The organism is Pseudomonas sp. FW300-N1A1 (assembly GCF_058789115.1).
This window is the reverse complement of sequence record NZ_JBYTBK010000019.1, coordinates 65,079-89,825: the sequence shown is the minus strand read 5'-3', so window position 1 is coordinate 89,825 and position 24,747 is coordinate 65,079. Positions and strand designations below refer to the sequence as shown.

The 24,747-nt window shown below is 56.5% G+C and carries 23 protein-coding genes and 1 tRNA gene; 10 read left to right on the top strand and 14 right to left on the bottom strand.

The annotated features are described in order from the left end of the window. Positions 1–93 precede the first annotated feature (93 nt). A complete protein-coding gene (locus AC3WQN_RS15020) occupies positions 94–804 on the top strand; it encodes a response regulator (protein WP_095147122.1) in 711 nt (236 codons plus the stop codon). Positions 805–881: 77 nt separating this feature from the next. Continuing rightward, complete coding sequence (locus AC3WQN_RS15015; protein WP_103400550.1) at positions 882–2,144, top strand: ATP-binding protein; 1,263 nt, start codon at positions 882–884, stop codon at positions 2,142–2,144. A gap of 48 nt (positions 2,145–2,192) precedes the next feature. Here the strand turns inward: AC3WQN_RS15015 and AC3WQN_RS15010 are convergent, their stop codons facing one another. From AC3WQN_RS15010 to AC3WQN_RS14995, 4 genes are all read right to left on the bottom strand, one after another. Continuing rightward, complete coding sequence (locus AC3WQN_RS15010) at positions 2,193–2,648, bottom strand: glycine zipper 2TM domain-containing protein (RefSeq protein ID WP_103400546.1); 456 nt, start codon at positions 2,646–2,648, stop codon at positions 2,193–2,195. Between the two features lie 123 nt (positions 2,649–2,771). After that, entirely contained in the window at positions 2,772–3,659 is an 888-nt protein-coding gene (locus AC3WQN_RS15005) for a serine hydrolase domain-containing protein (RefSeq protein WP_103400545.1), read from the bottom strand. 468 nt (positions 3,660–4,127) lie between these two features. Next, positions 4,128–5,165 carry a hypothetical protein gene (locus AC3WQN_RS15000; RefSeq protein WP_103400543.1) on the bottom strand — a complete coding sequence of 346 codons (1,038 nt, stop codon included), beginning with the start codon at positions 5,163–5,165 and terminating at the stop codon, positions 4,128–4,130. Positions 5,166–5,424: 259 nt separating this feature from the next. Beyond that, a complete protein-coding gene (locus tag AC3WQN_RS14995; RefSeq protein ID WP_103400542.1) occupies positions 5,425–6,207 on the bottom strand; it encodes an AraC family transcriptional regulator in 783 nt (260 codons plus the stop codon). A gap of 119 nt (positions 6,208–6,326) precedes the next feature. On the opposite strand from AC3WQN_RS14995, the gene AC3WQN_RS14990 reads away from it, so the two are divergent. Continuing rightward, positions 6,327–7,211, top strand: a complete 885-nt coding sequence (locus tag AC3WQN_RS14990) for an EamA family transporter (RefSeq protein WP_103400541.1) — start codon at positions 6,327–6,329, stop codon at positions 7,209–7,211. 75 nt (positions 7,212–7,286) lie between these two features. On the opposite strand, the gene AC3WQN_RS14985 is transcribed toward AC3WQN_RS14990, so the two are convergent. The 3 genes from AC3WQN_RS14985 to AC3WQN_RS14975 form a co-directional block, all read right to left on the bottom strand. Next, on the bottom strand, positions 7,287–8,060 hold the full coding sequence (locus AC3WQN_RS14985; protein ID WP_158248603.1) for an alpha/beta fold hydrolase: 774 nt from the start codon (positions 8,058–8,060) through the stop codon (positions 7,287–7,289). A 71-nt stretch (positions 8,061–8,131) separates the two neighbouring features. Continuing rightward, positions 8,132–8,461 (bottom strand): hypothetical protein, encoded by a 330-nt coding sequence (locus tag AC3WQN_RS14980; RefSeq protein ID WP_103400539.1) that lies wholly within the window; start codon positions 8,459–8,461, stop codon positions 8,132–8,134. Between the two features lie 203 nt (positions 8,462–8,664). Continuing rightward, positions 8,665–9,027: a hypothetical protein gene (locus tag AC3WQN_RS14975; RefSeq protein ID WP_146038378.1), complete on the bottom strand. Its 363-nt coding sequence runs from the start codon at positions 9,025–9,027 to the stop codon at positions 8,665–8,667. 1,018 nt (positions 9,028–10,045) lie between these two features. On the opposite strand from AC3WQN_RS14975, the gene AC3WQN_RS14970 reads away from it, so the two are divergent. Then, entirely contained in the window at positions 10,046–10,753 is a 708-nt protein-coding gene (locus tag AC3WQN_RS14970; RefSeq protein ID WP_256587283.1) for a formyl transferase, read from the top strand. A 489-nt stretch (positions 10,754–11,242) separates the two neighbouring features. Here AC3WQN_RS14970 and AC3WQN_RS14965 read toward each other — a convergent pair whose 3' ends face one another. Next, entirely contained in the window at positions 11,243–12,079 is an 837-nt protein-coding gene (locus AC3WQN_RS14965) for a DUF6602 domain-containing protein (RefSeq protein WP_103400537.1), read from the bottom strand. Between the two features lie 915 nt (positions 12,080–12,994). Here AC3WQN_RS14965 and AC3WQN_RS14960 point away from each other — a divergent pair. Further along, on the top strand, positions 12,995–14,854 hold the full coding sequence (locus tag AC3WQN_RS14960; RefSeq protein ID WP_103400536.1) for an ABC transporter ATP-binding protein: 1,860 nt from the start codon (positions 12,995–12,997) through the stop codon (positions 14,852–14,854). Positions 14,855–15,593: 739 nt separating this feature from the next. Here the strand turns inward: AC3WQN_RS14960 and AC3WQN_RS14955 are convergent. The 3 genes from AC3WQN_RS14955 to AC3WQN_RS14945 all read right to left on the bottom strand — a co-directional run bounded on the left by AC3WQN_RS14955 (position 15,594) and on the right by AC3WQN_RS14945 (position 18,817). Continuing rightward, on the bottom strand, positions 15,594–16,820 hold the full coding sequence (locus AC3WQN_RS14955) for an MFS transporter (RefSeq protein WP_103400535.1): 1,227 nt from the start codon (positions 16,818–16,820) through the stop codon (positions 15,594–15,596). Between the two features lie 217 nt (positions 16,821–17,037). Further along, complete coding sequence (locus AC3WQN_RS14950; protein ID WP_103400534.1) at positions 17,038–17,619, bottom strand: TetR/AcrR family transcriptional regulator; 582 nt, start codon at positions 17,617–17,619, stop codon at positions 17,038–17,040. A gap of 679 nt (positions 17,620–18,298) precedes the next feature. Then, a complete protein-coding gene (locus tag AC3WQN_RS14945; protein WP_103400533.1) occupies positions 18,299–18,817 on the bottom strand; it encodes a cysteine hydrolase family protein in 519 nt (172 codons plus the stop codon). A gap of 404 nt (positions 18,818–19,221) precedes the next feature. Here AC3WQN_RS14945 and AC3WQN_RS14940 point away from each other — a divergent pair, with 404 nt between their 5' ends. Both AC3WQN_RS14940 and AC3WQN_RS14935 read left to right on the top strand, forming a co-directional pair. Then, the gene (locus AC3WQN_RS14940; RefSeq protein WP_103400532.1) at positions 19,222–20,022 is read left to right on the top strand and encodes a GNAT family N-acetyltransferase; all 801 of its coding nucleotides are present in this window, start codon (positions 19,222–19,224) and stop codon (positions 20,020–20,022) included. A 223-nt stretch (positions 20,023–20,245) separates the two neighbouring features. After that, positions 20,246–20,860 carry a hypothetical protein gene (locus AC3WQN_RS14935; protein ID WP_103400531.1) on the top strand — a complete coding sequence of 205 codons (615 nt, stop codon included), beginning with the start codon at positions 20,246–20,248 and terminating at the stop codon, positions 20,858–20,860. 144 nt (positions 20,861–21,004) lie between these two features. Here AC3WQN_RS14935 and AC3WQN_RS14930 read toward each other — a convergent pair whose 3' ends face one another. From AC3WQN_RS14930 to AC3WQN_RS14920, 3 genes are all read right to left on the bottom strand, one after another. Next, a complete protein-coding gene (locus AC3WQN_RS14930; RefSeq protein ID WP_103400530.1) occupies positions 21,005–21,367 on the bottom strand; it encodes a hypothetical protein in 363 nt (120 codons plus the stop codon). Continuing rightward, entirely contained in the window at positions 21,364–21,600 is a 237-nt protein-coding gene (locus AC3WQN_RS14925; protein WP_103400529.1) for a hypothetical protein, read from the bottom strand. The genes AC3WQN_RS14930 and AC3WQN_RS14925 overlap by 4 nt, the downstream gene beginning before the upstream one ends. A 343-nt stretch (positions 21,601–21,943) precedes the next feature. Then, a tRNA-Leu gene (locus AC3WQN_RS14920) sits at positions 21,944–22,028 on the bottom strand. A 108-nt stretch (positions 22,029–22,136) separates the two neighbouring features. Between AC3WQN_RS14920 and queA the strand changes: the two genes are divergently transcribed. The 3 genes from queA to yajC are packed head-to-tail and all read left to right on the top strand — an operon-like array spanning position 22,137 to position 24,711. After that, entirely contained in the window at positions 22,137–23,201 is a 1,065-nt protein-coding gene (gene queA / locus AC3WQN_RS14915) for a tRNA preQ1(34) S-adenosylmethionine ribosyltransferase-isomerase QueA (protein ID WP_103400527.1), read from the top strand. Positions 23,202–23,215: 14 nt separating this feature from the next. Then, positions 23,216–24,331 (top strand): tRNA guanosine(34) transglycosylase Tgt, encoded by a 1,116-nt coding sequence (gene tgt, locus AC3WQN_RS14910; RefSeq protein ID WP_162130301.1) that lies wholly within the window; start codon positions 23,216–23,218, stop codon positions 24,329–24,331. A gap of 44 nt (positions 24,332–24,375) precedes the next feature. After that, complete coding sequence (gene yajC, locus AC3WQN_RS14905) at positions 24,376–24,711, top strand: preprotein translocase subunit YajC (RefSeq protein WP_103400526.1); 336 nt, start codon at positions 24,376–24,378, stop codon at positions 24,709–24,711. Positions 24,712–24,747: the final 36 nt, after the last annotated feature.

The following is a 24,747-nucleotide window of genomic DNA, read 5'->3' as shown; positions in this document are numbered from 1 at the left end:
GACACTGATTCTTTGTGACCTGGTTGAAATAAATGACGGCGCGCGCCGAATGGTTTTAGATGTCAGATCTATCAGACGCTGAGTGATGCGCCGGTGAGCAATCTTTTGATCGTGGACGACGACCTTGAGGTCCTTGATCTACTGAGTAAATTTTTTGTGCAGCAAGGTTATGCCGTCGAGGTCGCCACCGACGGTGTCTCACTGTGGGCCGCCATCGAGCGCCAGGTGCCGGACTTGATCATCCTCGACCTGATGATGCCTGGCGAAAACGGCCTGAGCCTGTGCCAGCGCCTGCGCCAGCAATACACCACGCCCGTGATCATGCTGACCGCCATGGGCGAGTTGAGCGACCGGGTGGTGGGGCTGGAAATGGGCGCCGATGATTACCTGAGCAAACCCTTCGACGCCCGCGAACTGCTGGCGCGGGTGCGTGCAGTGTTGCGCCGGGTGGGCGAAGTGCGTCCGCTGACCGGCCAGGTGCCACACCCGCTGATCAAGTTCGCCGACTGGCAACTGGACCTCACGCGACGCGAACTGCGCTCACCGGATCAGGTGATGATCCCGTTGTCGGCCGGGGAGTTCGACCTGCTGCTGGTGTTCGTCGAGCATCCGCAGCGCATCCTCACCCGCGAGCTGTTGCTGGACCTGGCCCGTGGGCGCGCCCATGAGGCGTTCGATCGCAGCATCGACGTCCAGGTCAGCCGCTTGCGGCGTAAACTGGAAATCGACAGCAAGCGCCCGGAGATGATCCGCACCGTGCGCAACGGCGGCTATCTGTTCACCCCTAGCGTGACCCGTCAGTGACAGGGCTCAAGTGGGGCCGGTGCCTGCGCTCGCGGGACACCGTGTCGCGCTGGATCGCCCTGACCACCATCCTGGCGATGCTCACCTCGCTGGGCTTCTACGCCCTGTTTACCCAAGTGGCGGGCGTATGGGCGTATCCGCCGCTGACCGAGAGCGGGCTGCTGGAAAAACTGTCATCCCTGAGCCGGGTGATCGAGGCCTCGGAACCCTCGCAGCGGCAAAAACTGGCCACGGCCGCCAGCGACGGCACCCTCGACATCAAGTGGCGCGCCAGCCATGACGCGTTGAACCTGCCCGACACCCCCGAGGCGAGCACCCGCACGAACAACCCGAAGGCTCATCAGCTGTTCGATAGCCCGCGCCTGGAAGCCTATCAACCCCAAGATTGGCCACAGCAGGACGGCCAGTACGCCTTGGTGATGCAATTGACGGATGGCTCCTGGTTGATGTTCGGCATGCCCTCGCGCAGTTGGGGGCTGGAGCACTGGGCGCGCAACCTGATCGTCATCATGCTGGTGCTGTTGTCCACCGGCCTGGTCGCCCTGATCGCCACTCGCCGCCTGGCCAGGCCCCTGAAAACCTTTGCCCAGGGCGCACGGCGCTTTGGCGTCGACTTTCGCGCCCCGCCTATCGAGCCGGTCGGCCCGAACGAAATCCGCCAGGCCATCCTCGCGTTCAACGCCATGCAGGCCCAGTTGCAGCACTTCATCAAGGACCGCACCCAGATGCTTGCGGCCATCTCCCATGACCTGCGCGCGCCCCTGACCCGCATGCGCCTGCGCGGTGAGTTCATCGGCGACCCGGAGCTGCAGAAAAAACTGTTCCGCGACGTCGATGAAATGCACGCCATGATCAATTCCAGCCTGGACTTCTTCCGTGACGATGCGCGCCTCGAACAAGCCACGCCGTTTGACCTGGCCGAACTGCTGCATACCCTGATCGACGATTACCGCGACCAGTCCATCGAGATCCCCTTCAGCGGTCCGCCCCGGCTGGTCTACGTCGGTCGCCCGCTGGGCCTCAAACGCGTCATCACCAACCTGGTGGAAAACGCCCTGAAGTACGCCAGTGAGCCGGCCATCGAACTGCGCGGCGACGAGAAGCAAGTGATTGTTCGCGTACTGGACCGTGGGCCGGGCATCCCGGACAACCGCTACGAACAGGTGTTTGTGCCGTTCTACCGGCTGGAAGGCTCGCGCAATAAAAACACCGGCGGCGTGGGGTTGGGCTTGTCAGCCGCGCGGGCGATCGTGCTGGAGCATGGGGGAGAGCTGACGGTCAGGAACCGCAAGATCGGCGGGCTGGAAGCGAGGGTGGTGTTGCCGGTGCTGGAGGGGTAGGGGCAGGCAGACAGGCCTCAAGGCGTGCCGTGAACCTGCCCCGGGGGCTCAACTTTGCGGCACCACCCGAGCCTCGTTGCCGCTGCCTTCGATGTAGACATTGCTGCCTTTGCTCAGCGCAGGATTGATCGGTTGGGTCACCGACACCAGCACACCGCTCTTCACCCGCACGATAACCTGCTGCGCTTGCTGTGGCTGGTCATAGTGTTTCTTCTCTGCATAATTACCGCCCGCCGCCCCGGCCAGCGCCCCGGCGACCATGGCCACGTCCCGGCCGGTGCCGTTGCCGATCAGGCTGCCGATACCGACCCCGGCCAACCCGCCCAGAATCGCCCCGACACCGCTGTCGTGATTGGTCTGCATCTGCGTGAGCGTGATCTGCTCGATCTTGCCGCTGCGAATCTCCATTTCCCCCGCACCGCCACTGCCCGCGCCCACAGCGGCACAACCGCTGAGCAACAAGGCAAAAACCGGTGCAAGCAACCACGAGGCAGATGTATTCATCGGATAACTCCAGTGTGTTGAGGCGGCCTTCATTGGCCATGGGCAATCGGGAAAAAGCCTAGCACACGGATTGAATCAGACTGGTGCGGCGCAAGCCGTGAACCGCAGGCCTTGGATTTGTCTCTAGTCCGCTTTGCCCAAGGCACCCCGCAAGTCTTTTACGACAGCGGCTTCGACCTCCCCTTCATCGGCGCCCTCCTGAAACACTGCACAGGTCGCAGATGCTTCACCGTCAGTCGCTCGATAAACCGCCACTACACTACCCGGCCCGCCGCCGGTATGCCCGCACAGGGTCAAGCCACCCTCAACCGGGCCATGCATCACACCCAGGCCATAACCGGGTGAAGTCCAGGGTCGCCCGGGGATCGGCCCGCCCAGATGACGGACTGTCTGCAGGTCCTGTAGCAGCGTCTCCGGCAGCAGATGGCCGGCCAGCAGTCGATCGAGGAAGGTCGCCGCTCGCCCCAGTGGCCCGACCAGCAGGCCGTGATAGACCCATGCGGGGTCGTAGCGGGAGGCTGCCCCCATAGGCACGCCTTGCAGGTCGGCGCATTGTTTGGCGAGCCGGACGTGGCAAACATCCAAAGGCTTCAGGGCCCGTTGGATCAGCGCCTCTTCCAGCGCCAGACCGGTGGTGCGTTCGATCAGCCGTGCCACGAGCAGATAGCCAACGTTCGAGTAGCGCCAGCCGGATCCCGGGGCGTATCGCAGTGTAGATGCATCAAGACGACTCAGCATCTCCTCGGCCGGCCACGCGGCTTCATCATTGGCAACCGCAGTGTGGTACTCCGTCAGTTCGGAATAATCCGCCAGTCCGGCCTCATGGCGCAGCAGTTGACGCAGGGTGAACGGGCCTTCCAGCACCGGGTCGTCCAAACCAACCAGGCCGTCGCGCACCAAGGACAGCGCCGTGGCGGCCAGCACCGTTTTGGTGAAACTCCACCAAGGGACGCTGGTGTCGGAGGGGTTGGGTGTGAGTGGGTGACTGTTCAGTACAAGGGCAGACATCATCGAAAGAGTGCTCATGGAGAGGGGCTAAAAGTCCGTGTTGGCCTGACTTCCCGGCATCATGAACGTAAGCAGGCGGTATGGGGTATATCGTAAAAACACGCTTGCGCGACCAAGCGAGCGGGATCAGCCTGTGTGACACAACCGACCTTGAATTTGATTTGGTAGTTCGGGGTGCAAGGAGGGATGCAAAGAAGAGACAGAAAAGGGGGGGCAGAGTTACTTTTGTTCCAGACCTTCGCGGCGAAAGGCAGGAGGTGTGCAACCGCAGCATAAAAACAAATCTGTCCCCTTTTCTCTTCATACGTGACATCACGGAATACATCGTTGGGTTTTACAACAACGAGCGGCTGCACTCGAAACTGGGATATCTGCCACCAACCGTTTATGAACGGGCGATGGCGTCGGAACCACCTATCGAGGTGTCTGGAATTAGTTGACCACTACAAACAACGGCAATCCCCACAGGTGTTAATTGATCTCCAGTTGGTGCAACCAGGCTCCCTCGGACAACTGTCGCCCCGGTAGTACTTCACGGGTTTTCCCCTCTACCACTGTCCACAACTCACATTGGTTTCGCTCGACGCCCTCAGCCGATCGGCCCGCACGCCCATCGTTGCGGATCAGATACTGTACCGACGTGGGCAATTCAAGGCCCGGAGGAATCGGCTGGCCCGCCGCTATTAAAAAATCGAGCTTGACCTCCGATTCGTATAACTCCTCCAGCCGCCCTAGGCCTATGTCGGCGCAAATATCAATGCCAAAGGACAGTCCCGGCGCTACCCGGTTATCAAACAAGGGCTGTAGTCGCCCCCCTTGCCAGTGTTTCGCGGTAGCGGTGCTGAGCTCATAGACCTCAACTTGCAGGGTGTTAGAAAGTTGATAGACAAATACTAACGGAGGGTCTCCTTCAAAAAGCTCTGGCGCAGCCGTTTCCGGGTCGAAGATTATGAGTTTATTGTCCTTTTCTACTGCTTGTTGCACTGATAACCCCAAGAAATCGATCAGCGCAGTATTGCGTTTGGGCCACAGGGAAATGAAAGGGCCTTGCCTCAAAAAATCAGGCCCGAAGTTATTGCCCGCCACCACATAATTAAGGGCCTCAAAACGTCGGGAGTTTTTCTTGCTGGGTGTCAGTAACGCAATTGTGCCCGGCAATAAAACCAGGCGTCCCCACCGCTTGGCAGGAAAGGCTCGAATAATTCGCTCCACCTGCTGTTGAATGGATTGACGGTAAAACACCTCTAACGCTCTCAACTCTTCAGCGTTTTTTACGCAACTCCATGGAATATTCCAATAGAGTTCGGGGGCGGTGAAGAATCGTACCTGGGGAACAATCGGCTGCTTTCGCAGGGTTGTCAGTGACCGTCTAAGCACGTCGATCAATTGCTCCTGACGACGATCGGTTTCACGCTTGGCAACGTCCAGAATCGATTCATTGGCTCCGCGCGATGACGCGGTATCGGGTGTGGCAACCTGTAGAGAAATTATCTGCACATGGCGTTTCATCTGGCGGTGTTCCCTGAGTCAATTGAAATAGCCACAGCTCAAGGCCGGGGGCTTCAATTAAGAACTCAACACCTGTGGGGCGCCGCAGGAAGTTTCCGAAAAGGGTTAGTGAAAAGCGCTCCGTTTGAGCGAGACGTCGAACATCATGTTTGCATCCGCCAGATGATCCACCGATCTCTTTCTAACCAAGGGGGATGCGGGTTGTGAGTCGATGCTTCATGGATGGGTATCAGCACGCAGAGCGTTCAATGGGCATGCTTCAAGATACTTCTTTTGGAAAATACCGACTGGGCGCTTCGCCCAGTACTCGACGGAAAACGCTGGTGAAAGCACTCGGGCTGCTATAGCCCAGATCAGTTGCCACCCGGGTAATTGCCTCCCCGTTGCCCAGGCGTACTACGGCCGTCAACAGGCATGCCTGCTGGCGCCATTCGACAAAGCTGATGCCGGTTTGTTGGCGAAATAGCCGGGTGAACGTGCGGCGGCTCATGCCAACCTGCCGGGTCATATCGTCAATCCCGATTTCCAGCGACGGTTGCTCCAGCAGGTTGCGGCAGGCGTGTGCCAGCCTTGGCTCACTTGGCAGCGGTGCATTGAGCGACAGGGGCGGCATGTCGGCTATTTCGTGGAGTAGCAAGGCCATGAGATGGCCTTCCCGCTGCTCCTCGGCATATAGGGCCGGAACGTCCGTGGCGCGGATCAGCAGTTGCCGAAGCAGTGCCGACACACCGAAGACCTGGCAGTGCGCAGGCAGATTGAGCCGAGCGGCGGCGGAGGGACGGATGTAGGTGTTCAGCATGGTCACCGGTCCGTTCATGCTCATTTCGTGGGGCACACCGGCCGGGACCCAGATAGCTCTTTGCGGGGGCACGACCCAGTTGCCCTGGTCGGTGAATACCGTGATCACGCCGCAGGCGGCGTAGGCGAATTGCCCGCGTAGATGGCAGTGCAGCGCAAAGTGCTGGCCGTCCCGATAGTCGTTGGCGGTGACCACGGCATCGCGGGGTGTGTGTTCGTAGGGATCGATTTCAGTTGCGCGCATGGCCCAAATCTACTGATCTCTGACCTGATAGTGCAAGCGGGCCGTATTAGCTATTACCCATAGTGACGCCCTGTTCGGCAGCATTCAGCTGGAGGACCTGTCTTCTGGAATCGCGCACTATGCAAAAGAAACACCTGATCCTGGCCGTGTCGGTGACGGCCGTCTGGGGGCTGAATTTCCCCATTACCAAGTTGGGCCTGGCGGCGATTGATCCGCTGTTGCTGACTGCTCTTCGATTTACGCTGGCGGCATTGCCGTGGGTGTTTTTTGTCAGGCGCCCACCGATCGCCATGGGTTGGCTGGCGGCCTATGGATTGATTTTCGGGGTGGCGATGTGGGCGCTGATCAATCTGGGCATCGAACTGGGTGTGCCACCAGGAACCGCTGCGCTGTTGATCCAGTTCAGTGCTTTTTTCACTATGGGCTGGGGCGTGTTGCTGTTTCGAGAACAGTTGAGCCTTGGACAGATACTGGGCGTGGGGCTTGCCGCACTGGGCTTGATCAGCATTATTGTCAGCAACCCCGGCGAGGCAACGACCGTCGGTTATGGCTTGTTGCTGGTGAGTGCACTCAGCTGGAGTGTCGGCAACGTCATCATCAAGCAGTCAAAGGTCCGGGAAATGTTTGCCTTTGTGGTGTGGGCCAGCCTGTTTCCGCCAATTCCCTTGTTGCTACTCACTTGGCTGGCCCATGGCACTGCGCCGTTTACCGCCCTGGTCACCCACTTTGAGTGGGTGGCGCTGTTCTCGCTGTTGTTTCAGGTCTATGCGGCGACGCACTTCTGTTACTGGGGTTGGAATCTATTGTTGCGGGAATACCCGGTGTCCAGAGTGGCACCGCTGTCGTTGCTGATTCCGGTATTCGGGATCGCCGGTTCGATGCTGATGCTCGGGCACAGGATCGATTTCAATGAAGGGCTTTCGATTGCATTGATTCTATCGGCGCTGGTGGTAGGGCTGATGAAGGAAGCCCGGCTTTTGCGCGGGGCACGGTCTAGTGAATAGATGCGCAGATCAGTGTGGCGCGAGAAATGAGGGCGATCGACGACAGTCGCCCTCCGTCAAATCCCGACTAACTGGCTATCGCACGCTGGCAATGAAACTGAGGATTTCCTGCGCGACCCTGTCTGGTTGGTCAAGCTGCATCCAGTGTCCCGTATCGGCCACTACAGCGTGGGGTAACTGCGGCCGTAACGCATAGAGCGCATTTGGATTGTCGTTCGCGCTACTGACCAAGAGGAAAACCGGACCTTTCCAGGCATCCAGCGCGGGTTCCGGGTTCCAGTCGGCGAACGCCAGCGCAAACCCCAGCCGTGCCGCCGGATCGACCACAGCACAGTCTTGCAGAACTCTGGACCGTACCTGTGGGTTGTTGCCCGCGATCGTGGCATAGAATCCCTGTTGCACACCGAGGCTCGTTGGCCCCTTGAGCGCCTCCAGCATGCCGGCGCGAACGTCACTGGGAAGTGCCCTCGGATCTGTCGCGGGATCAAGCAGGAATAGCCCTGCCACCCGCTCGGCGTATCGGGCGGCATAGTCCAGCGCTGCGGCACCACTTCCACTATGGGCCACGATGAAGAAGCGTTTTAGATTCAAGGCTGCCGCGACATCGATGATGTCCTGCGCGCGCCCTGCATAGGAATAGTCCCCATCCGCAGCCGGGGAGCTTTCTCCGCTGCCCCGTGAATCCAGGGCATAGACTTTCCGGTCGCGTCCGATAGGCTCGAGCATTCCCGCCCACTGGCTGGCCCGGCCAGAGTCCGCATGGAGGAAGAGCACTGGCAAACCTTCACCCTGTCCTGCTTCAATCACCGCAAGATCGCCCTGCGATCCCGCGACCGTTATTTGCCTCATGGTGTTCTCCTTGTTGAACCGCATCATCCATGTAAAAGCTCGATAAGCCGCGCTTTAGGCGAGCCTGTCAGTCACTGAATATCTTTCAAGTAATCCCTGAGTGCAATGAGCGGAGCCTGCAACTGCTCCATCGTCTGCTCCTGGCTGAAATCAGCGGCCAACCTGTGCAGTTCGCGCCCCAGGGGTTTGTCCACACCACCTAAAGCGGCCAGCGCCAATTCCACGCATTCGGCCACTTTACGCTGGATCGCCTCGATATCACCCCGGCGCACCAGCAACTCGAATATCTCCCGCTGATAGTCGCCCATGATCGGATCATCCCGCAAAATCGGGCTTTGACCTTCTGTCTCGTACGCCAGCTTGAGGGAGAAAAGGGCGACTGTTTCCAGTGGCAATTCCATGAGGTGGATCCTTGTGATGTCTTGCAGGACGGTCGTCGGCACTTTCCTGCAGGCGAAAAAAAGGCCTTGCTAAGCAAGGCCTTTCTTAAAATTGGTGCCCGAGGGAGACTCGTATGCCCCATATGTTTCGTGTCTTGCAGCGGGATTATATAGATAGGGATACAGATTGGGATACACGAATTGTTGTTCTGGATCCGCTTGGTTCAACTGTTGCCGTCGTGATGGAGGACGTTCTTTATATTTCGGCTTACTGAAAGCAATCCTAGGAAACCCATCGTGATTCCTACACTGGTGGACTTGATAGTCTGACCAAATAAGGAGATCTCTGCTTCGCCGGTGAAACCAAGAATGGTTATCAACGTACCTGAAATTACCAGCAGAGTGCCGAACCAGAACGACCAGTGGGTTATGAGAGTGTGAAGTGGTTTCGAGGCATGGTGTTTGGAAAGATCCTGCGAGACCTCTAGCACTTGCCGATGATTGCTGCCTGTGACAGAGATTTTTTTTCTGCTACGTGGTCCGTACGAAATCGTGACGCCACACATCGCGCAATGTTCGTCAGCCATGGGCTTTCTTTCTGAGTCACCTAGATTTTCGTGGCGTCTACAGTTTTCACACAGATATGGTTCCATTGCATCCTCTTAATGGCCTTGTGCCGGTATCCTTGGGCGCACATCATATGGTGAGGACGATTTTTTGCCTATCTCTGAACCCTCTTCTAAACCAGCTTAGTCAAGTCTACTTTCAGTCGACACGCCGATTCCCAGCAGATAAGGCCGGGGCCCCCTGGCACATTCGAAAGAACACGGGGTCGGAAACCCGCGTGAATGAGTTAGTGGGAAATTCTGAAAGTTACTGAAATTTCAGTCGTTGAAATTGAAAGGATCTGATCGAAAAAGGGCCATCGTTACCGCATCGGTAACGATGGACCTTTGTGTTGCTGATTACGCACGCATGGTGTTCGTCAACCGAGTCAACTCCGTCAACCAATCAACCAACTTCAAAAATCCAGCCGCTAACACGAACGCGCGGGTTCTTTGCCCCGTTTCTATCCGAAATGCCCAGGGTCCCCTGCGACATCCCAAGCCATAGTGCAAATGCACTGGTGAACAGCAGTTCACTCGGTTCACCTGTTCACTGCGCAATTGCACTCCACTTGACCACCCGTTTGCATTCGACCTGACCAGTCATTTGCTTTCGTTCGGACCACCGATTGCATCGGATTTCACCAGCACGCTTTGTAACCATGATCGGCAGAGAACGGCCAGGAGCCGCCGGGGGACGTAGCAATGACGAAAGAGCAACTATGCTATGTCTGATGCCGGAATTGATTGAGCAGATCGGGCCTTCCGTCCATACGTCGTGGCAAAACAATGGGAATGGGATCGATCCGCTTGTGTGGAATTGGCCGTTGCTGCATCTCAAGGCAGGTCTGCCGGAGGTCTGAAGTTGCGAATCGCTTTTCTGGTGAACCGGGACGTGGAGAGCAATCTCACTCTCAATTTCCTGTTGCCCGAGATTCACGAGAGCACAGTGGGAATATTCCTCTCGGAGAGAGTGGGATCGGGCAGGAAGGTGCCACGCATGCTCGGACAACTGGCATTGATCGAGCAGGACTTCTTCAATGCCTTGGCCCCTGGGTTAATCGGATCGAGCGACCAGGTCAGCAGCGGGCATCGATTCGGTTTTGCAGAACTGCAGCAACGCTTTGGGGTTCCTGTGCGGGTATTGCCCAGCTTGAGAGATCCTGCGGGCCTGCAAATGCTGAAGGATGTGGGAGCGGATCTGTTCATCTCAATCCGCTTTGGTCAAATCCTGAAGAATGAAGCATTGGCAATTCCGCCACGCGGCGTCCTCAATCTTCACTCTGGCCTCTTGCCTCAATATCGCGGTGTTCTCGCGACCTTCCGGGCGCTGCTGAACGGGGACCCGGAGATCGGCTGTACTCTCCATTGGATCGACAGTCCCGGTATTGATGTTGGTCGCATCATTGAGACTGCGCGTGTGGCAGTCGAAAAGGAGCGCTCCTTGCTGTGGCACATCCTTTCACTTTATCAACCAGGCGCGCGTCTCATCATGAACGCAATCAGGCGCTTGGAGCGCGATGAGCCCATGACGGGGACGTCTCAAGATCCATCTGCCGGGGCCTACTACTCCTTTCCCGGCGAGGATGACCTGATGCAGTTCACGACACTGGGGTGGCGGCTCTTCGATCGCGAGGACGTTTGGGATCTTTTCGAATCGTACGGATTTCCGTTGCGGATAAGCGCAGGCATGAGCCCGTCCCGGTAATCGGACAATGGTTGAGCCGTCTGTTTAAAGGTTACTGCAACTACTATCACGTACCCGGTAACACACGGCGACTGGATGCCTTTCGCCGTGAAGTGATCGGTGCGTGGAGGCATGCTCTTAAACGGCGAAGTCAGCGGCACCGTCTGAACTGGGAACGCATGGCTACGTTGGCCCGGCTATTCATGCCCTATCCAAGAGAGCTACCAATGCATCCGCATCCCATAACCCGCTTCGGCGTCAAAACCCAAGGCAGGAGCCGTATGCGGTAATTCCGCACGTACGGATCTGTGCGGGGGGTGGCAGGTGACTGCCATTCCTACCGCGACCAGAAAACCTGCTGTAGTTGCCATATCGAATCCATATACCCATAAATAATGTTAGCTATGATCTCACTCTGCTTTGTGCTTGACAATTGATGGGTGATACCGCCTGATGCATTTAAGAAAGTGCTGGTCATTCAGTCTCTAATTGAGATGGCGTTTTGGGTTTTTATTGGTCGAACTCGCTGTTAAAAAAGCGCTCATGGAAATTTCGCGGCATAAAATATATATCGTTCATGGGGGCTTGCATAAAATTCTTCTGTACGTAGTGAAATAGTCCGTCAATGAACTGGAACAGAGCTGCGACTCCTTGTGAGCTTGCGCCGCTACGGGAGTGATACATCAAAGGGTCTAGCGTAAGTATAGCGTCGACCAGTCCGTTAGCACTTTTCAGTTTTTGGTTGAGCGTTTCTTTATTTTGCCAGCCCTTGTAGCCTACTATAAATACTGGAATCTGTTGTGGGGGATATTTCTCATTGACTATGACGGAAGAATAAGACTGCGTCTCATAGGTTACCTGAGGTGAAGTCCCTGGTTGGCCCAGAGCGGAAGCAAAAGCTCGGGATTTCTCTAGCATTGGAGCTAGTTCTTTGTCGCGGTCAGGTATGAAAATGCGCTTTAGCTCCTTGACTTTCGCCGCCGTGGCTAGGGCTTCCTCCCATTGCCCGCATAAATTGCTTTTCGTTTCTATTGCGGCGGCAACGCCTTCTGCCAGATAAAGTCGCGGACCTCCGAATAAATACGGGAAGCTCATAAAGTTTGAGTATTCGATAACAATATCTACTTGCCCGCTTTTCTCGTTGTGTCCGTCAATAATGTCTCCGTTTCCAAAACGATAATTTGGGGGGAAGATCTGAGATAAAAACGTATTGATAAATAATTCTCGCTCATGCCCTTTGCTTGCGCTACTTAGCTCTCCACTTCCATAAAAACCGGCCATCATCATCTTGTGAATGGCTTCGAGTCGCGGCTTTAAGAATGTTTCGAAGGGTGTCTCATCGTCCATAATATTTTCTCTGCGTAGTTCGCGTGTTTAGATTTAATGACGGAGGTTATGGTTCTTCTCGAACTCTATTGATATTTTTATAAACTGCTTTGCTACCAGCCAAAGCGCGCAGATCTGTCTACCATAGAGCGATATACTATCTCGAGAAGGCGAAGCATAGCAGCGGTGAATCGTTAGATGGAGTGGTAACAGTGCGAACTCCAAACGAGATGGTGGCTAGAGAGGAATGTAGACACGGAGCGAGCAAGATGGTGCGAAATCGGTGCGGGAGGCCTCTGGCGTTGCATCAGAGGCTGGTTTGACGGTGCCCTTGTAGAAACATCCTCTGCTTCTTGGCATCACGTTTGGAATGGGGATCTTTGCAATCGGAGCGTTTTTGAGCGTCATCGTTATGCATTGCGTGTTGCGATAATCAATATCCCATTCCTGTCACCCCTGGTGAATGCATCAATCCATCCAGTTTTTTTAGCTGGCCTGAATGGCGGCTTTTGGCCGATTTCTGCCGCTGCTGATCGGCAGCTATGGGGCCAGAGTGTGTAAAAACGCATGCGCCGTTTTGAAGTCTGCGTTGCTACGTAAAATCTGCAGGTGCTTGTGTAATCAGCAGACCAGAAATTTGCGTAGGAGCGCGATTCTTGCTCCAACCCCGACTATCAAACGTGTTCTAAAACGTTTTTACACAGCCTCGACCGAAAGCGGTCCTTAGATGAACGTCCGATCTTGGCCAATAGCCCCCTTCGATACTGGCCGTTTTATCCCTGCCGACCGGGTCTCTGGCAACGTATGAGAGCCCGCACCCGGTAACCCAATCCTCAGAGCGACCTGCCAACAGCGCCATACCTCTAACTTCGCAAAACCCTCAAAGCCAGCGTTCAATGGCAGAATCTCCTTAACTTGATCGTTTTGGAGACCACCATGCTTCGTGCGTTTGAACGAAGGCTCGACCCCTTTCCTCCTGACGAGGTACCACCGCCACCCGATGGCTTGGTTCGGTTTCTGTGGGCCTGCACGCGGGGCGCCCGCGGTTACATCCTTGCGCTTGCGCTGCTCAGTGCGGGTGTGTCGATTTACGAAGCCTGGCTGTTTTCCTTCCTTGGGCAGGTCGTAGACCTGCTCTCGACCTGGCAGGCAGGCGGTGATGCGGCTTCGCAGGAAAGTCGCGTGTTGTGGGGCATGGGTATCGTAATGGTGACCAGCGTCGGGCTAGTGGCGTTGCGCACCATGGTGCAGCACCAGATATTGGCGATCAATCTGCCGTTGCGGCTGCGCTGGGACTTCCATCGCCTGATGCTGCGGCAAAGCCTTTCGTTTTTTTCCGATGAGTTTTCCGGCCGGGTCACTACCAAGGTGATGCAGACTGCGCTAGCCGTGCGCGACGTGCTGTTCACCCTTATCGAGATCGCACCCGGGATCGGGGTGTATTTCATCGCGATCATCGCACTGGCCGGCGGCTTCGCACTGAAACTGATGCTGCCTTTCATTGCCTGGGTCGTGTTGTTCGGGCTGGCCATGCTGTACTTCGTGCCCCGCCTGGGGAAAGTCGGGCAGGAACAGGCCAATGCGCGGTCGATGATGACCGGGCGTATCTCAGACGCCTACACCAACATCACTACGGTGAAGCTGTTCTCCCACTCCAATCGTGAAGCGCACTTCGCGCGTGCAGCGATGGAGGATTTCAAGCAAACCGGCTTCCGCCAGATGCGCTTGGTAAGCCAGTTCGAGATCGTCAACCAGGCATTGGTGGTGGCGTTGATCATGGCCGCAGGTGGTTATGCCCTGTGGCTATGGCACCAGGGTGAGGTCGGTGCAGGTGCCGTGGCGGCAATCACCGCCATGGCGTTGCGCATCAATGGCATGTCGCACTGGATCATGTGGCAAATGACCTCGCTGTTCGAAAGCATCGGCACCGTACAGGATGGCATGGCAACCCTTACCCGCGGCCCCAAGGTGCAGGATGCGCCGGACGCGGGTGTGCTGGTGACCTCCGGCGGGGCGGTAACCTTCGACAATGTGAGCTTCAACTACAATGGCGAACGCCAAGTACTCGATGGCCTGAGCCTGAACATTCGCCCGGGCGAAAAAATCGGCCTGGTAGGCCGATCCGGCGCGGGCAAATCCACGCTCATCAACTTGCTGCTGCGCTTCTATGATGTAGACAGCGGGCAGATTCGCATCGACGGCCAAAACATCGCAAAAGTGACGCAAGACAGTCTGCGCGGCTCCATCGGCATGGTCACGCAGGATACCTCCCTGCTGCACCGTTCCATTCGAGACAACATCGCTTACGGCCGTCCCAATGCGACCGACGCGCAAATCCGAAGCGCCGCGGCCAATGCCCAGGCCGATGAGTTCATAAGCCAACTGAGCGACCAGCAAGGCCATACCGGCTACGACACACTTGTGGGTGAGCGCGGCATCAAGCTGTCGGGCGGCCAGCGCCAACGCGTCGCGATTGCCCGGGTGATGCTCAAGAACGCCCCGATCCTGCTTCTTGACGAGGCGACCAGCGCGCTGGACTCGGAAGTCGAAGTGGCCATTCAGGAAAGCCTCGATGAAATGATGCAGGGCAAGACTGTGATCGCCATCGCTCATCGGCTGTCCACGATTGCGGCCATGGACCGGCTCATCGTCATGGATGACGGACGCATCATCGAACAGGGCACCCACACCGAATTGCTCGGGAAGAGCGGCGTCTATGCGCGGCTGTGGCAGCATCAAAGCGGCGGGTTTCTGGGTGAGGATATGGGAGTAGTCGAGGCTATGGATCAGGTGTGAGCGTGAAGGGTGCGCAGCAGAGCGGGCTTTGAGCGGTGCAGTGGGGCGAGAGGTAGGGACACGACCGTCGCCACTCGTCAGGGGCTGCTCTGACCCCTCTTCGAGTGTTGTAGATGACACCGGAGTCGGGTGCACGAAAATATCGGCGTAAATCAAAGGCATGTTTCTGGTTGGAGCGTACTACGGGCCTTTAGTGGTGCGAATGTATCTGGATGGTTTTTGGCGGTGCCGACTGGGCGCTTATGGCCGAGGCTGTGTAAAAGCGTTTTAGAACACGTTTGACAGTCGGGGTTGGAGCAAGAATCGCGCTCCTACGCAAATTTCTGGTCTGCTGATTACACAAGCACCTGCAGATTTTGCGTAGCAACGCAGACTTCAAAACGGCGCATGCGTTTTTACACACTCTGGGCCATAAGCAAACATTACCGATCTACGATGGTTACTTTCTGGCAAAAGGACTCTTCCCTCATGATGCGTCGTGTCAATCTAACTTTGGCGGGATGCCGCTAACGCGTTTGCGCGAGTCTTCGCACCCGTATCCGGTCGAAACTGCCAGGGTCCCCGGCATGTTTCTGGAGAGGGCTCGCTGTTGTTTGGTGTGGCGCTATGCAATTGGATCGCAGTTAATCGTTCGGTCCCGTCGCCGCTGAATTAGTCGCTGATGTTTCCGTTAGACCAGGTGCTCACGCCACGAAGCTCACCAATCTTCAACATCCACCAAACGGACCATTGCCCACTCCTATTGCATGATTACGCGATGACCAGGTGTGAAACCATTGGCCCTGGCTAGCCAAACCACGGACAGGCCGAGCAGCGCCAATATCAGCAGGGTAGGGGGGAAAGCGCTCGGTCCAAAATGCTCCAGTAACAAGCCACCGGCAATGCCACCTCCGGCCACTGCCAGGTTGAAGATGGTGACCAGCATCGACTGCGCGACATCTGCGCCATCACCGGCGGTATCGGCAATGGCCGTCTGTAGCAGTGTGGGAGCGCCGCCAAATGTAAGCCCCCAGATCGCGATGCTGAGCAGCACAATGTTGGGAGAGCTGCTTGCCATTCCCAAGAGCAACGCCGCCATCGCGAAGACCGCCAGGCTAAGAAGCGTCAGTACACGCAACCCACGGTCCACCCACATTCCTGTGACCCCGATGCCGACGATAGAGGTAACACCGAAGAGCATAAGTACGAGGTCAATCCGCTGGCCAAGCCCCACGGAGACCAGGAATGGTGCGATGTAGGTGTAAAGGATGTTGTGCGCGAGGATCCAGACGAAGATCACAACCAGTATCGAGCGCAGACCTGGGGTCAGAAGAATATTTCGGAGCGACTGGCGCTGACGTTCACTTTGTCCCGGGTAGTCAGGCACGCCAAACCGGACCCACGCGAACAGTAGCAACGCGAGGGCTGACATGATCCAGAACACGCCACGCCAATCAAATAGAGTACCCAGCCATGTGCCAAGGGGTACACCGAGACACAAGGCCACGGGTTGACCGATGCCGACCACCGCGAGGGCCCGTCCCTGAAGATCATGAGGCACCATGCGTCGTGCATAACCGGCCAATAGTCCCCATATCACGCCCGCCGCCATTCCGGCGATGAACCGAGCGACCAAGGTCAGCACATAGTGGGAGGACAACGCCGTCACGGTGTTGAACACCAGCAACCCGCCAATCGCCAGCAAAAACAACGGCCTCCTACGCCATTTTTGCGTGGCTGCAACGATCGGAATCGCCGCTAGAACCGAGCCCAAGGCATAGAGCGTCACCAACTGGCCCGCCATCGCCTGGGAGACGCCAAGGTCCTGCCCGATCAGAGGCAGCAGGCCGGCGGGCATGGTTTCCGTCATGATGGTGATGAAGCCAGCCATCGTAAATGCGAACAGTCGCCACACGGGCAGTCTTTGCACCGAAGACGTCTCATCGAGACCCGGTGCTATCAATCCATTGTCACCATGCGTACTCATCGTTGTATCCCTGATAAAGAGTTCATTTCCTGTTCCTGATCGACTGCCTGAGATTAATTCAGGCGGCAACGGTGGTGTTTTTTTGACCGTTCAAGTCCTCTTGAAAAATGAACTAAAGTGTTTTGAATTTTTCTGGAACGATCATTCCAATAAAGGTCAAAAAAAACCTGACCTCTGTCAGGCTTTCACTTGATGCCTTACAACGCCCCGTCCTGCATTACAACGCGTCTATTGCGATATCGACCACATCCAGCAAGCGTTGCCGACGGTTCTGGTGAGCACTGCCTTTACTCAATACCCGCAAGCCCTGAATCGTGTTCACGATAAAGCGTGCGAGTGCGCGAGGTTTCTTGTGCATGAGAATTTCCCCCTCCGCCTGACCACGGATGAGTGCACGCTCCAAAGCTTTCTCCAGGCGCAGGAAGTTGAGAGAGACCAACTCGGCAATGGATTCGTCCTGGCCAGCCAGTTCCAGTGTGGCATTGGCGGCCAGGCATCCGCGTTGCCCGGTGTCGCTGAGTTCGTCATCCACGATCCTCATCAGTAGTTGCTGGATCAGCCCTTTGACCGAACCCGATTCCTGAAGCAGCGCTACGTTCGTGGCAGTCAGATCGTGATAACGGCGCAACGCATGCTCGTACAATCCATGCTTGTTCTCAAAGGCGTTATACAGACTGCTTCGAGACAATCCCGTACCGTCGACCAGATCCTGTATCGAGGTGGCGCAATATCCAAGTTGCCAAAAAACCTGCATGGCAGCGTCGACAATTTCGTCATGCTCAAATTCTTTGGTGCGCATAGGATGGGTCTTTCTGGAATGATCATTCCAGAAAAATACGGGCTTCCTACTCGCTCGTCAAGGATGGCTTGATCCCGCAACTTACTCTGCATCATTGGAGGACGCCGAGAGTACAAATCGGCAGTAACCTGAAATCACGGTTAGAAACGGCGACTGCAAATGTACCGGAACCTCATTTCTACACAGGCTCGATCGATCGCTGTTGGTCATGAGGGCAGTTCTGGGTCGCGTGCAAGCGGTCGTCACCATGGAGTGGCCGGTCAAGTCGGATGCAAGCAATGGGTAAGTCAGTGCAATAACATAATGGTGCTGACGGCAAACCGCGATACACCAACCTGGGTCACGCCCCTCTGATATAGCCTGGTTGGCTGGTTGTGATGAACAAGGCCGGAAACCCATAGAAACAGGGGCTTACACCTGTCGACCAAACAACCAACCGCCGAAAAGGGGTGGTACATACACAGGACACGGGGCCCGAATTACCCTTGAGGCCCGCCCCTTCGGGAGGCCCCATTGATTTTTTCTGAATGTCCGGCATGTCTTGTGAGGGCGGATGGCTTTCGAGGCTGTCTTTGCTGTTGTGCATTATCTACAGCCAAAAGCAGTAGCTCACGAGGGGCCGCAAACGACTGTGGATTCAACTGATCGACTCTATCTCGGGCCGAACGGTCGATGCCGATTAGAAATACCAATCCTCAGCCTGAACGACACGACAGAATGGTCCCGCCAGTGTTGCATTGTGATGAGCGACAATATCTTTGGCCTTCAGCGCAGGGGTGTCGATGCAGGTATGGCCATCGGCGATAAGCACTGCATCGAATCCAAGATCCCGTGCAGCGCGGCAGGTGCTGTCGACACAATACTGGGTCTTCATTCCGGCAATGACTACGCCCTGAGATCCACAAGCGTGTAGCCAAGCGGCCAGGTCAGTTGTGGCAAAGGCGTTGGGTCGTGTTTTTTCGAAGACCACTTCGTCGCCTTGTAGTACCAGTTCCGGTACCAATTGCGTCATCGGACTGCCCGGTTCGATGGGCGAGCCAGCCGGGCCGATATGACGAGCAAGGAAAATGGGCGCGCCTGCCTTTCGGGCTTTGCTCAACAGACTATTCAATGTGTTCAGTAGCGCTTCGCCACGCCAGGGTTTATCCGGGCCATGAACCAACCCAACCTGCATATCGAGTATCAAGAGTGCATACATGGTGCCTTTCCTTGCGTTTTGGCCAGCGACACAAGGGCAAAAGAAAAGGCCCTATCCATCACTGGCGGGCCTTTTGAGTTCGTGCGTTATTGACTCACGACACCTCTCACGACCCGCCTCGGGCGGTCGTGGTAGTGGTGGTCGGGGCAACACGTGGCTGATTCATAGGGTTGACAGTATCTTCCCGGTACCTGGTTCGCAAGTGGGCGCGACCTACATGAATGCGATTTATGAATTGATCGTTGAGGTCCACTTCTGACCGATTGCAGCTTGTCACGAAGGGCTGCAATCGACCCAAAACAGGCTGTGATCTAGGGCCCCTGGTTGGTATGCGGCCAGGCAGAGGCGTATCGTCTGATCCGCTCTTCCCCCCCCTTGGAACGCTCTCAGTAAGGAACACGCACATGGATGTTGGAATGGCTCTTGAGGTCGAGGCGGCCGAAGGCGAGTACTTGCGTTCACGAGTAGAGAGCCTGTTACGGGTAGACGGAAACCCCTATGGCGCACGTGTTTTTTTCAATGAAGACTTTCCGTGTTTCCAAGTCAAAGCAGCGCCTAGTCCAATGTTTAATCGCATCTACGGCGACAGCGTAGACAACCCCAAGGCTGTGTTGAATTTGCTCAAGCAATCAGCAGAGTATTCGACCGTCACTCCACTCATCGGACAGCCCTCTGCCTTAGAGCAATATACTTATATGGCAGGTTGTCGGCTTGAGCGGTTAAGGGGGTGGACGCACTTGCAATTTGCCTGCGCCATCGAGAACGTAGTCCTGAATCGTCACTCATTCGAAGTCGAGGAGGTCACGTCACAGACGCTTCCTGAGTTCGCAGGTATTCACGCGGGTGGCTTTCATACCAAACCAGAGCAACGGTTACTCAATCAAGCTTCGTTTGCAGGACTCACTTCGAACGAACGCATCAAGATCTACGTTCTGAAAGCGAGTGGTGAAGTCGTGGCAGGGGCCTTGATGTATTTTGCCAGCAACGGTATTGCCTACCTGGGGACGGCGGCTACCCGAAAAAATGCTCGGGGCCTTGGTTACCATGGAGCACTGATAGCCCACCGAATAGAGCAAGCCAAGAAGCATGGCAGTCGGGTGGTCGCCGCAACGGCACTGGCCAGCTCGAAAAGTCGCCGGAATCTGCAACGCGCAGGACTGACGACATCCCATGCCCAAGCACTGTATCGACTGGAAGAAAGCTGAGAGGTACGCGGGCTTTAACCGCCTGCATCTGGCCGACTGCTGTTGGTCATGATGTTGCTTTTGGTCGTGTGCAGCAGAAGCTCGGTCTGTCGATGGAGTCAGGCACTCCGCGATAGGCGCTTTTAAATCCTCTCGTATGGTTGTTTCTTGAAAGGCAGTGCAGGCCGAGAGCCTGGCTTACCCCCTTTAATAATGCTCCGCCTATTTCAACAAGGACTCCACAATGCCAGAACGTTCGCTCAGCAAAATCGAAAAAGTCCATCTCGGAGCTCAGATTCTCGCCCAAGCCACGACGATCATTGCTGCAATTGTCGTCGCGGTGTGGGGTTATTACTCCACCGTGTATGTGAACAAGGAGAAGGAAGTCACAGAATACACACTGAAAGAGTTGGATCAGAAGACCACACAAAAACCGCATATCCAGGCAAAGGTCGAATCAACGGTTCAGTCACTCATGGATGGGCAGAACCTGCTTCAGGTTAAGGTGATTCTTTCCAACCTTGGCAACAAGGAAAGCAAAGTTACTCTGGACGATGATGCCTTGACGCTGGTGCCCGTTGTCTTCGTTGAAGGGAGACCGATCTACCAGAAACCAATCAATCTCCTCTCTGGTCGCTATGCGGGAACCCTCAGCCGTGCACCACTACGATTCGTGAATGTTGGAGCAGGTGAGAGCTACGAGATCACGTTTGTACAGAACCTCGAAAATCCAGGTATTTACCTCATCCATTTTCTAGCCCTCAACGGTATAGATCCTCCTGCGGAGGACTTTGTTATCACAGGTGGCGTGCCATACCAGTATTCCGTTGGCGCAGACCAATACGTGGTTGTGAAGTAAAAAACCTCGCCTCTCAGCGACCGTCCGTTTTTGGCTGTGGATTCAACCGGTCGATGCAACAGAGACTTGGTTTGCAACGATATGCGAATGAAAAAGGCCGCCAGGTTTGACCCAGCGGCCTACGGTCACCTCAACGCCAGGGGATTAATCCGGCGCTGTGGCGTGTTTGTCGGCCAATTCCAATGCCACCACATCATCCACCACCGAACGCTCGAAGACCTCCATCTGAGCAGTCTCGACATCCTTCTCGCTGATCTGGCGTAACAGTGCATACATTGGGCCGGGGTAGTGCGTGGTCAGTACCTGCGCCGCCCACTGAGCCTGTTGCTCGGTGGAAAACGGATGGACAATACTCCGCTCACCGCCTGACTTGACCGTCTCCCAGCAGACCACCGACCAGAACACGGCCTTCTTTTCCACGGTTTCGAAGCCGCTGCACAACGGTCGTTCGACGGTTTTGGCGACCCAAGTCCGGTACGGGTTCAGCCCCTCGCTGGCCGGCCTCATCCGTGCAGTACCGACGAGTCGTCGAGCAGGTCGCCATAGTGAGTTGAGCGCCCACGGTCTGCCATATTGGGGATCTTCAGAAAGCGAAAGGATTGACCGCAGCCGAGGTTCACCAGTTGGTTGCCGATGGTGACCAGTTCCTGCGCCTGTTGGTCCCAGGCGTCCTCCAGCTTCGCGATCTGCGGCGTTCGGACTTTTTCCCGGGCGATGCCTTGCTCCTCCAGCGCACTCACAATCTGCGCGTCGATCGCTTCGGCTTCGGCCCGCTAGGCCTTCAGCAGGGGCTCGATCTTCACCTTGAGCACTTTATGTTCACGGTCTAACTTCAGTTTCCGGCTCTCCAGTTAACCTGAAAGTAGCGGCCGTTACTGTCAGCACGATGTCAGCGAGAGGGCGGCGCTTGATATCTGCGCGCTTTATCCTTGTATCCCAAAGCTCAGTATTTTTCTCAGGATACAAGCAGGGATGCAGGGATAGGGGGAGGCCGGGGTAGATAGCCAGGCACAAAAAAACCGGCACAAGTGGCCGGTTTCTCTGGGTCTGAAAGCCTGGTAGAGGCTTTCAGCTACTGCTATATGGTGCCCCGAGGGAGACTCGAACTCCCACTCCTTTCGAAAACGGATTTTGAATCCGCCGCGTCTACCAATTCCGCCATCAGGGCTCAATGGCGGCGAAGTATAGAGACGAGTTTACCGTTGGTCAATCAGGTTTCATGGTCTATTTTCACTATTTCCGCTAGACTTCCCGGCCCTGCTAGACGAACCCCATCATGCGCGTTGCTGACTTTACTTTCGAACTCCCTGATTCGCTGATCGCTCGCCACCCTTTGGCTGAGCGGCGCGGCAGTCGCCTGCTGACCCTCGATGGGCCTAGCGGCGCTCTGGCACACCGTCAATTCACTGATTTGCTTGAGCATTTGCTCCCGGGCGATCTGATGGTGTTCAACAATACCCGGGTGATTCCGGCGCGGCTGTTTGGCCAGAAGGCTTCCGGCGGCAAGCTGGAAATCCTGGTGGAGCGGGTGCTCGACCGTCATCGCGTGCTGGCCCATGTGCGTTCCAGCAAGTCACCCAAGCCTGGCTCGAAGATCCTGATCGACGGCGGTGGCGAAGCCGAGATGCTGGCGCGCCACGATGCGTTGTTCGAACTGGGGTTTGCCGAAGAAGTGCTGCCGTTGCTCGACCGTGTCGGGCATATGCCGCTGCCTCCTTATATAGACCGTCCGGACGAAGGTTCGGACCGCGAGCGTTATCAGACGGTGTACGCCGAGCGCCTGGGCGCGGTGGCGGCACCGACAGCGGGGCTGCATTTCGATCAGCCGTTGCTGGAGGCGATTGCCGCCAAGGGCATCGAGACTGCGTTCGTGACCCTGCACGTCGGCGCTGGCACGTTCCAGCCGGTGCGCGTCGAGAAGCTCGAAGACCACCATATGCACAGCGAATGGCTGGAAGTCGGCCAGGATGTGGTGGATGCGGTCGCGGCCTGCCGGGCTCGCGGTGGGCGCGTGGTGGCCGTGGGGACCACCAGTGTGCGCTCGCTGGAAAGCGCGGCCCGTGATGGCGTGCTCAAGCCGTTCAGCGGCGACACCGATATCTTTATCTACCCGGGCCGACCGTTCCATGTGGTCGATGCCCTGGTTACCAACTTCCATTTGCCTGAATCCACGCTGTTGATGCTGGTTTCGGCGTTCGCCGGTTATCCCGAAACCATGGCCGCCTACAAGGCTGCCGTGGACAACGGTTACCGCTTTTTCAGCTACGGTGATGCGATGTTCATCACGCGTAATCCAGCGCCGACTGCCCCTAGTGAATCGGGCCCTGAGGAAACAGCATGAGTCGCACCTGTCGTATGTCTTTTGAGCTTTTGGCCACCGACGGCAAGGCTCGTCGTGGTCGCCTGACCTTCCCGCGTGGCACCGTCGAGACCCCGGCGTTCATGCCCGTGGGTACCTACGGCACGGTCAAGGGCATGCTGCCCCGCGATATCGAGGCCACGGGTGCCGAGATCATCCTGGGTAACACCTTCCACCTGTGGCTGCGTCCTGGCACCGAAGTGATCAAGAAGCACGGCGACCTGCACGACTTCATGCAGTGGAAAGGCCCGATCCTGACCGACTCCGGTGGTTTCCAGGTGTTCAGCCTGGGCGCCATGCGCAAGATCAAGGAGGAGGGCGTGACCTTCGCCTCTCCGGTGGATGGCGCCAAAGTGTTCATGGGCCCGGAAGAGTCGATGCAGGTCCAGCGTGACCTGGGCTCCGACATCGTGATGATTTTCGACGAATGCACGCCGTACCCGGCTGATGAAGACGTCGCCCGTATTTCCATGGAATTGTCCCTGCGTTGGGCCAAGCGTTCGAAAGAAGCCCATGGCGACAACACGGCGGCGCTGTTCGGCATCGTTCAGGGCGGCATGCACCAGGACCTGCGCATGCGCTCCCTGGAAGGCCTCGACAAGATCGGCTTCGACGGCCTGGCCATCGGCGGCCTGTCGGTGGGCGAGCCCAAGCACGAAATGATCAAGGTGCTGGATTATCTGCCGGGCATGATGCCGGCTGACAAACCTCGTTACCTTATGGGTGTTGGCAAGCCGGAAGACTTGGTTGAGGGTGTGCGCCGCGGGGTGGACATGTTCGATTGCGTGATGCCAACCCGTAATGCCCGCAACGGGCATCTGTTCATTGATACCGGCGTGCTGAAGATCCGTAACGCGTTCCATCGCCATGATGATTCGCCGCTCGATCCGACCTGCGATTGCTATACCTGCCAGAACTTCTCCCGCGCTTATCTGCATCACCTGGACAAGTGCGGCGAAATGCTGGGGAGCATGCTCAATACCATCCATAACTTGCGTCATTATCAAGTGCTTATGGCTGGTTTGCGCGAGGCTATTCAACAGGGTACATTGGCCGCCTTTGTCGATGCCTTCTATGCCAAGCGCGGGTTGCCTGTTCCGCCTTTGGACTGAGTTTTAAAACGTTTAAGACACTAATTCTGCAACTGGAGTGCTAAATGAGCTTTTTTATCTCGAATGCGATGGCGGACGCCGCTGCACCTGCTGCTGGCCCAATGGGCGGCGGCTTTGAGTGGATTTTCCTGGTCGGCTTCCTGGTCATCTTCTACCTGATGATCTGGCGTCCACAGGCCAAGCGCGCCAAAGAGCAGAAGAACCTGCTCAGCAGCCTGCAAAAAGGTGATGAAGTTGTGACCACTGGCGGTATCGCCGGCAAGATCACCAAAGTAGCTGATGATTTCGTTGTTCTTGAAGTTTCTGACTCGGTAGAGCTGAAGTTCCAGAAAGGCGCCATCGCTGCCACGCTGCCAAAAGGCACGCTGAAAGCGATCTAAGTTTCATCTTCTACCAATCGACGGGGCGCGCAAGGC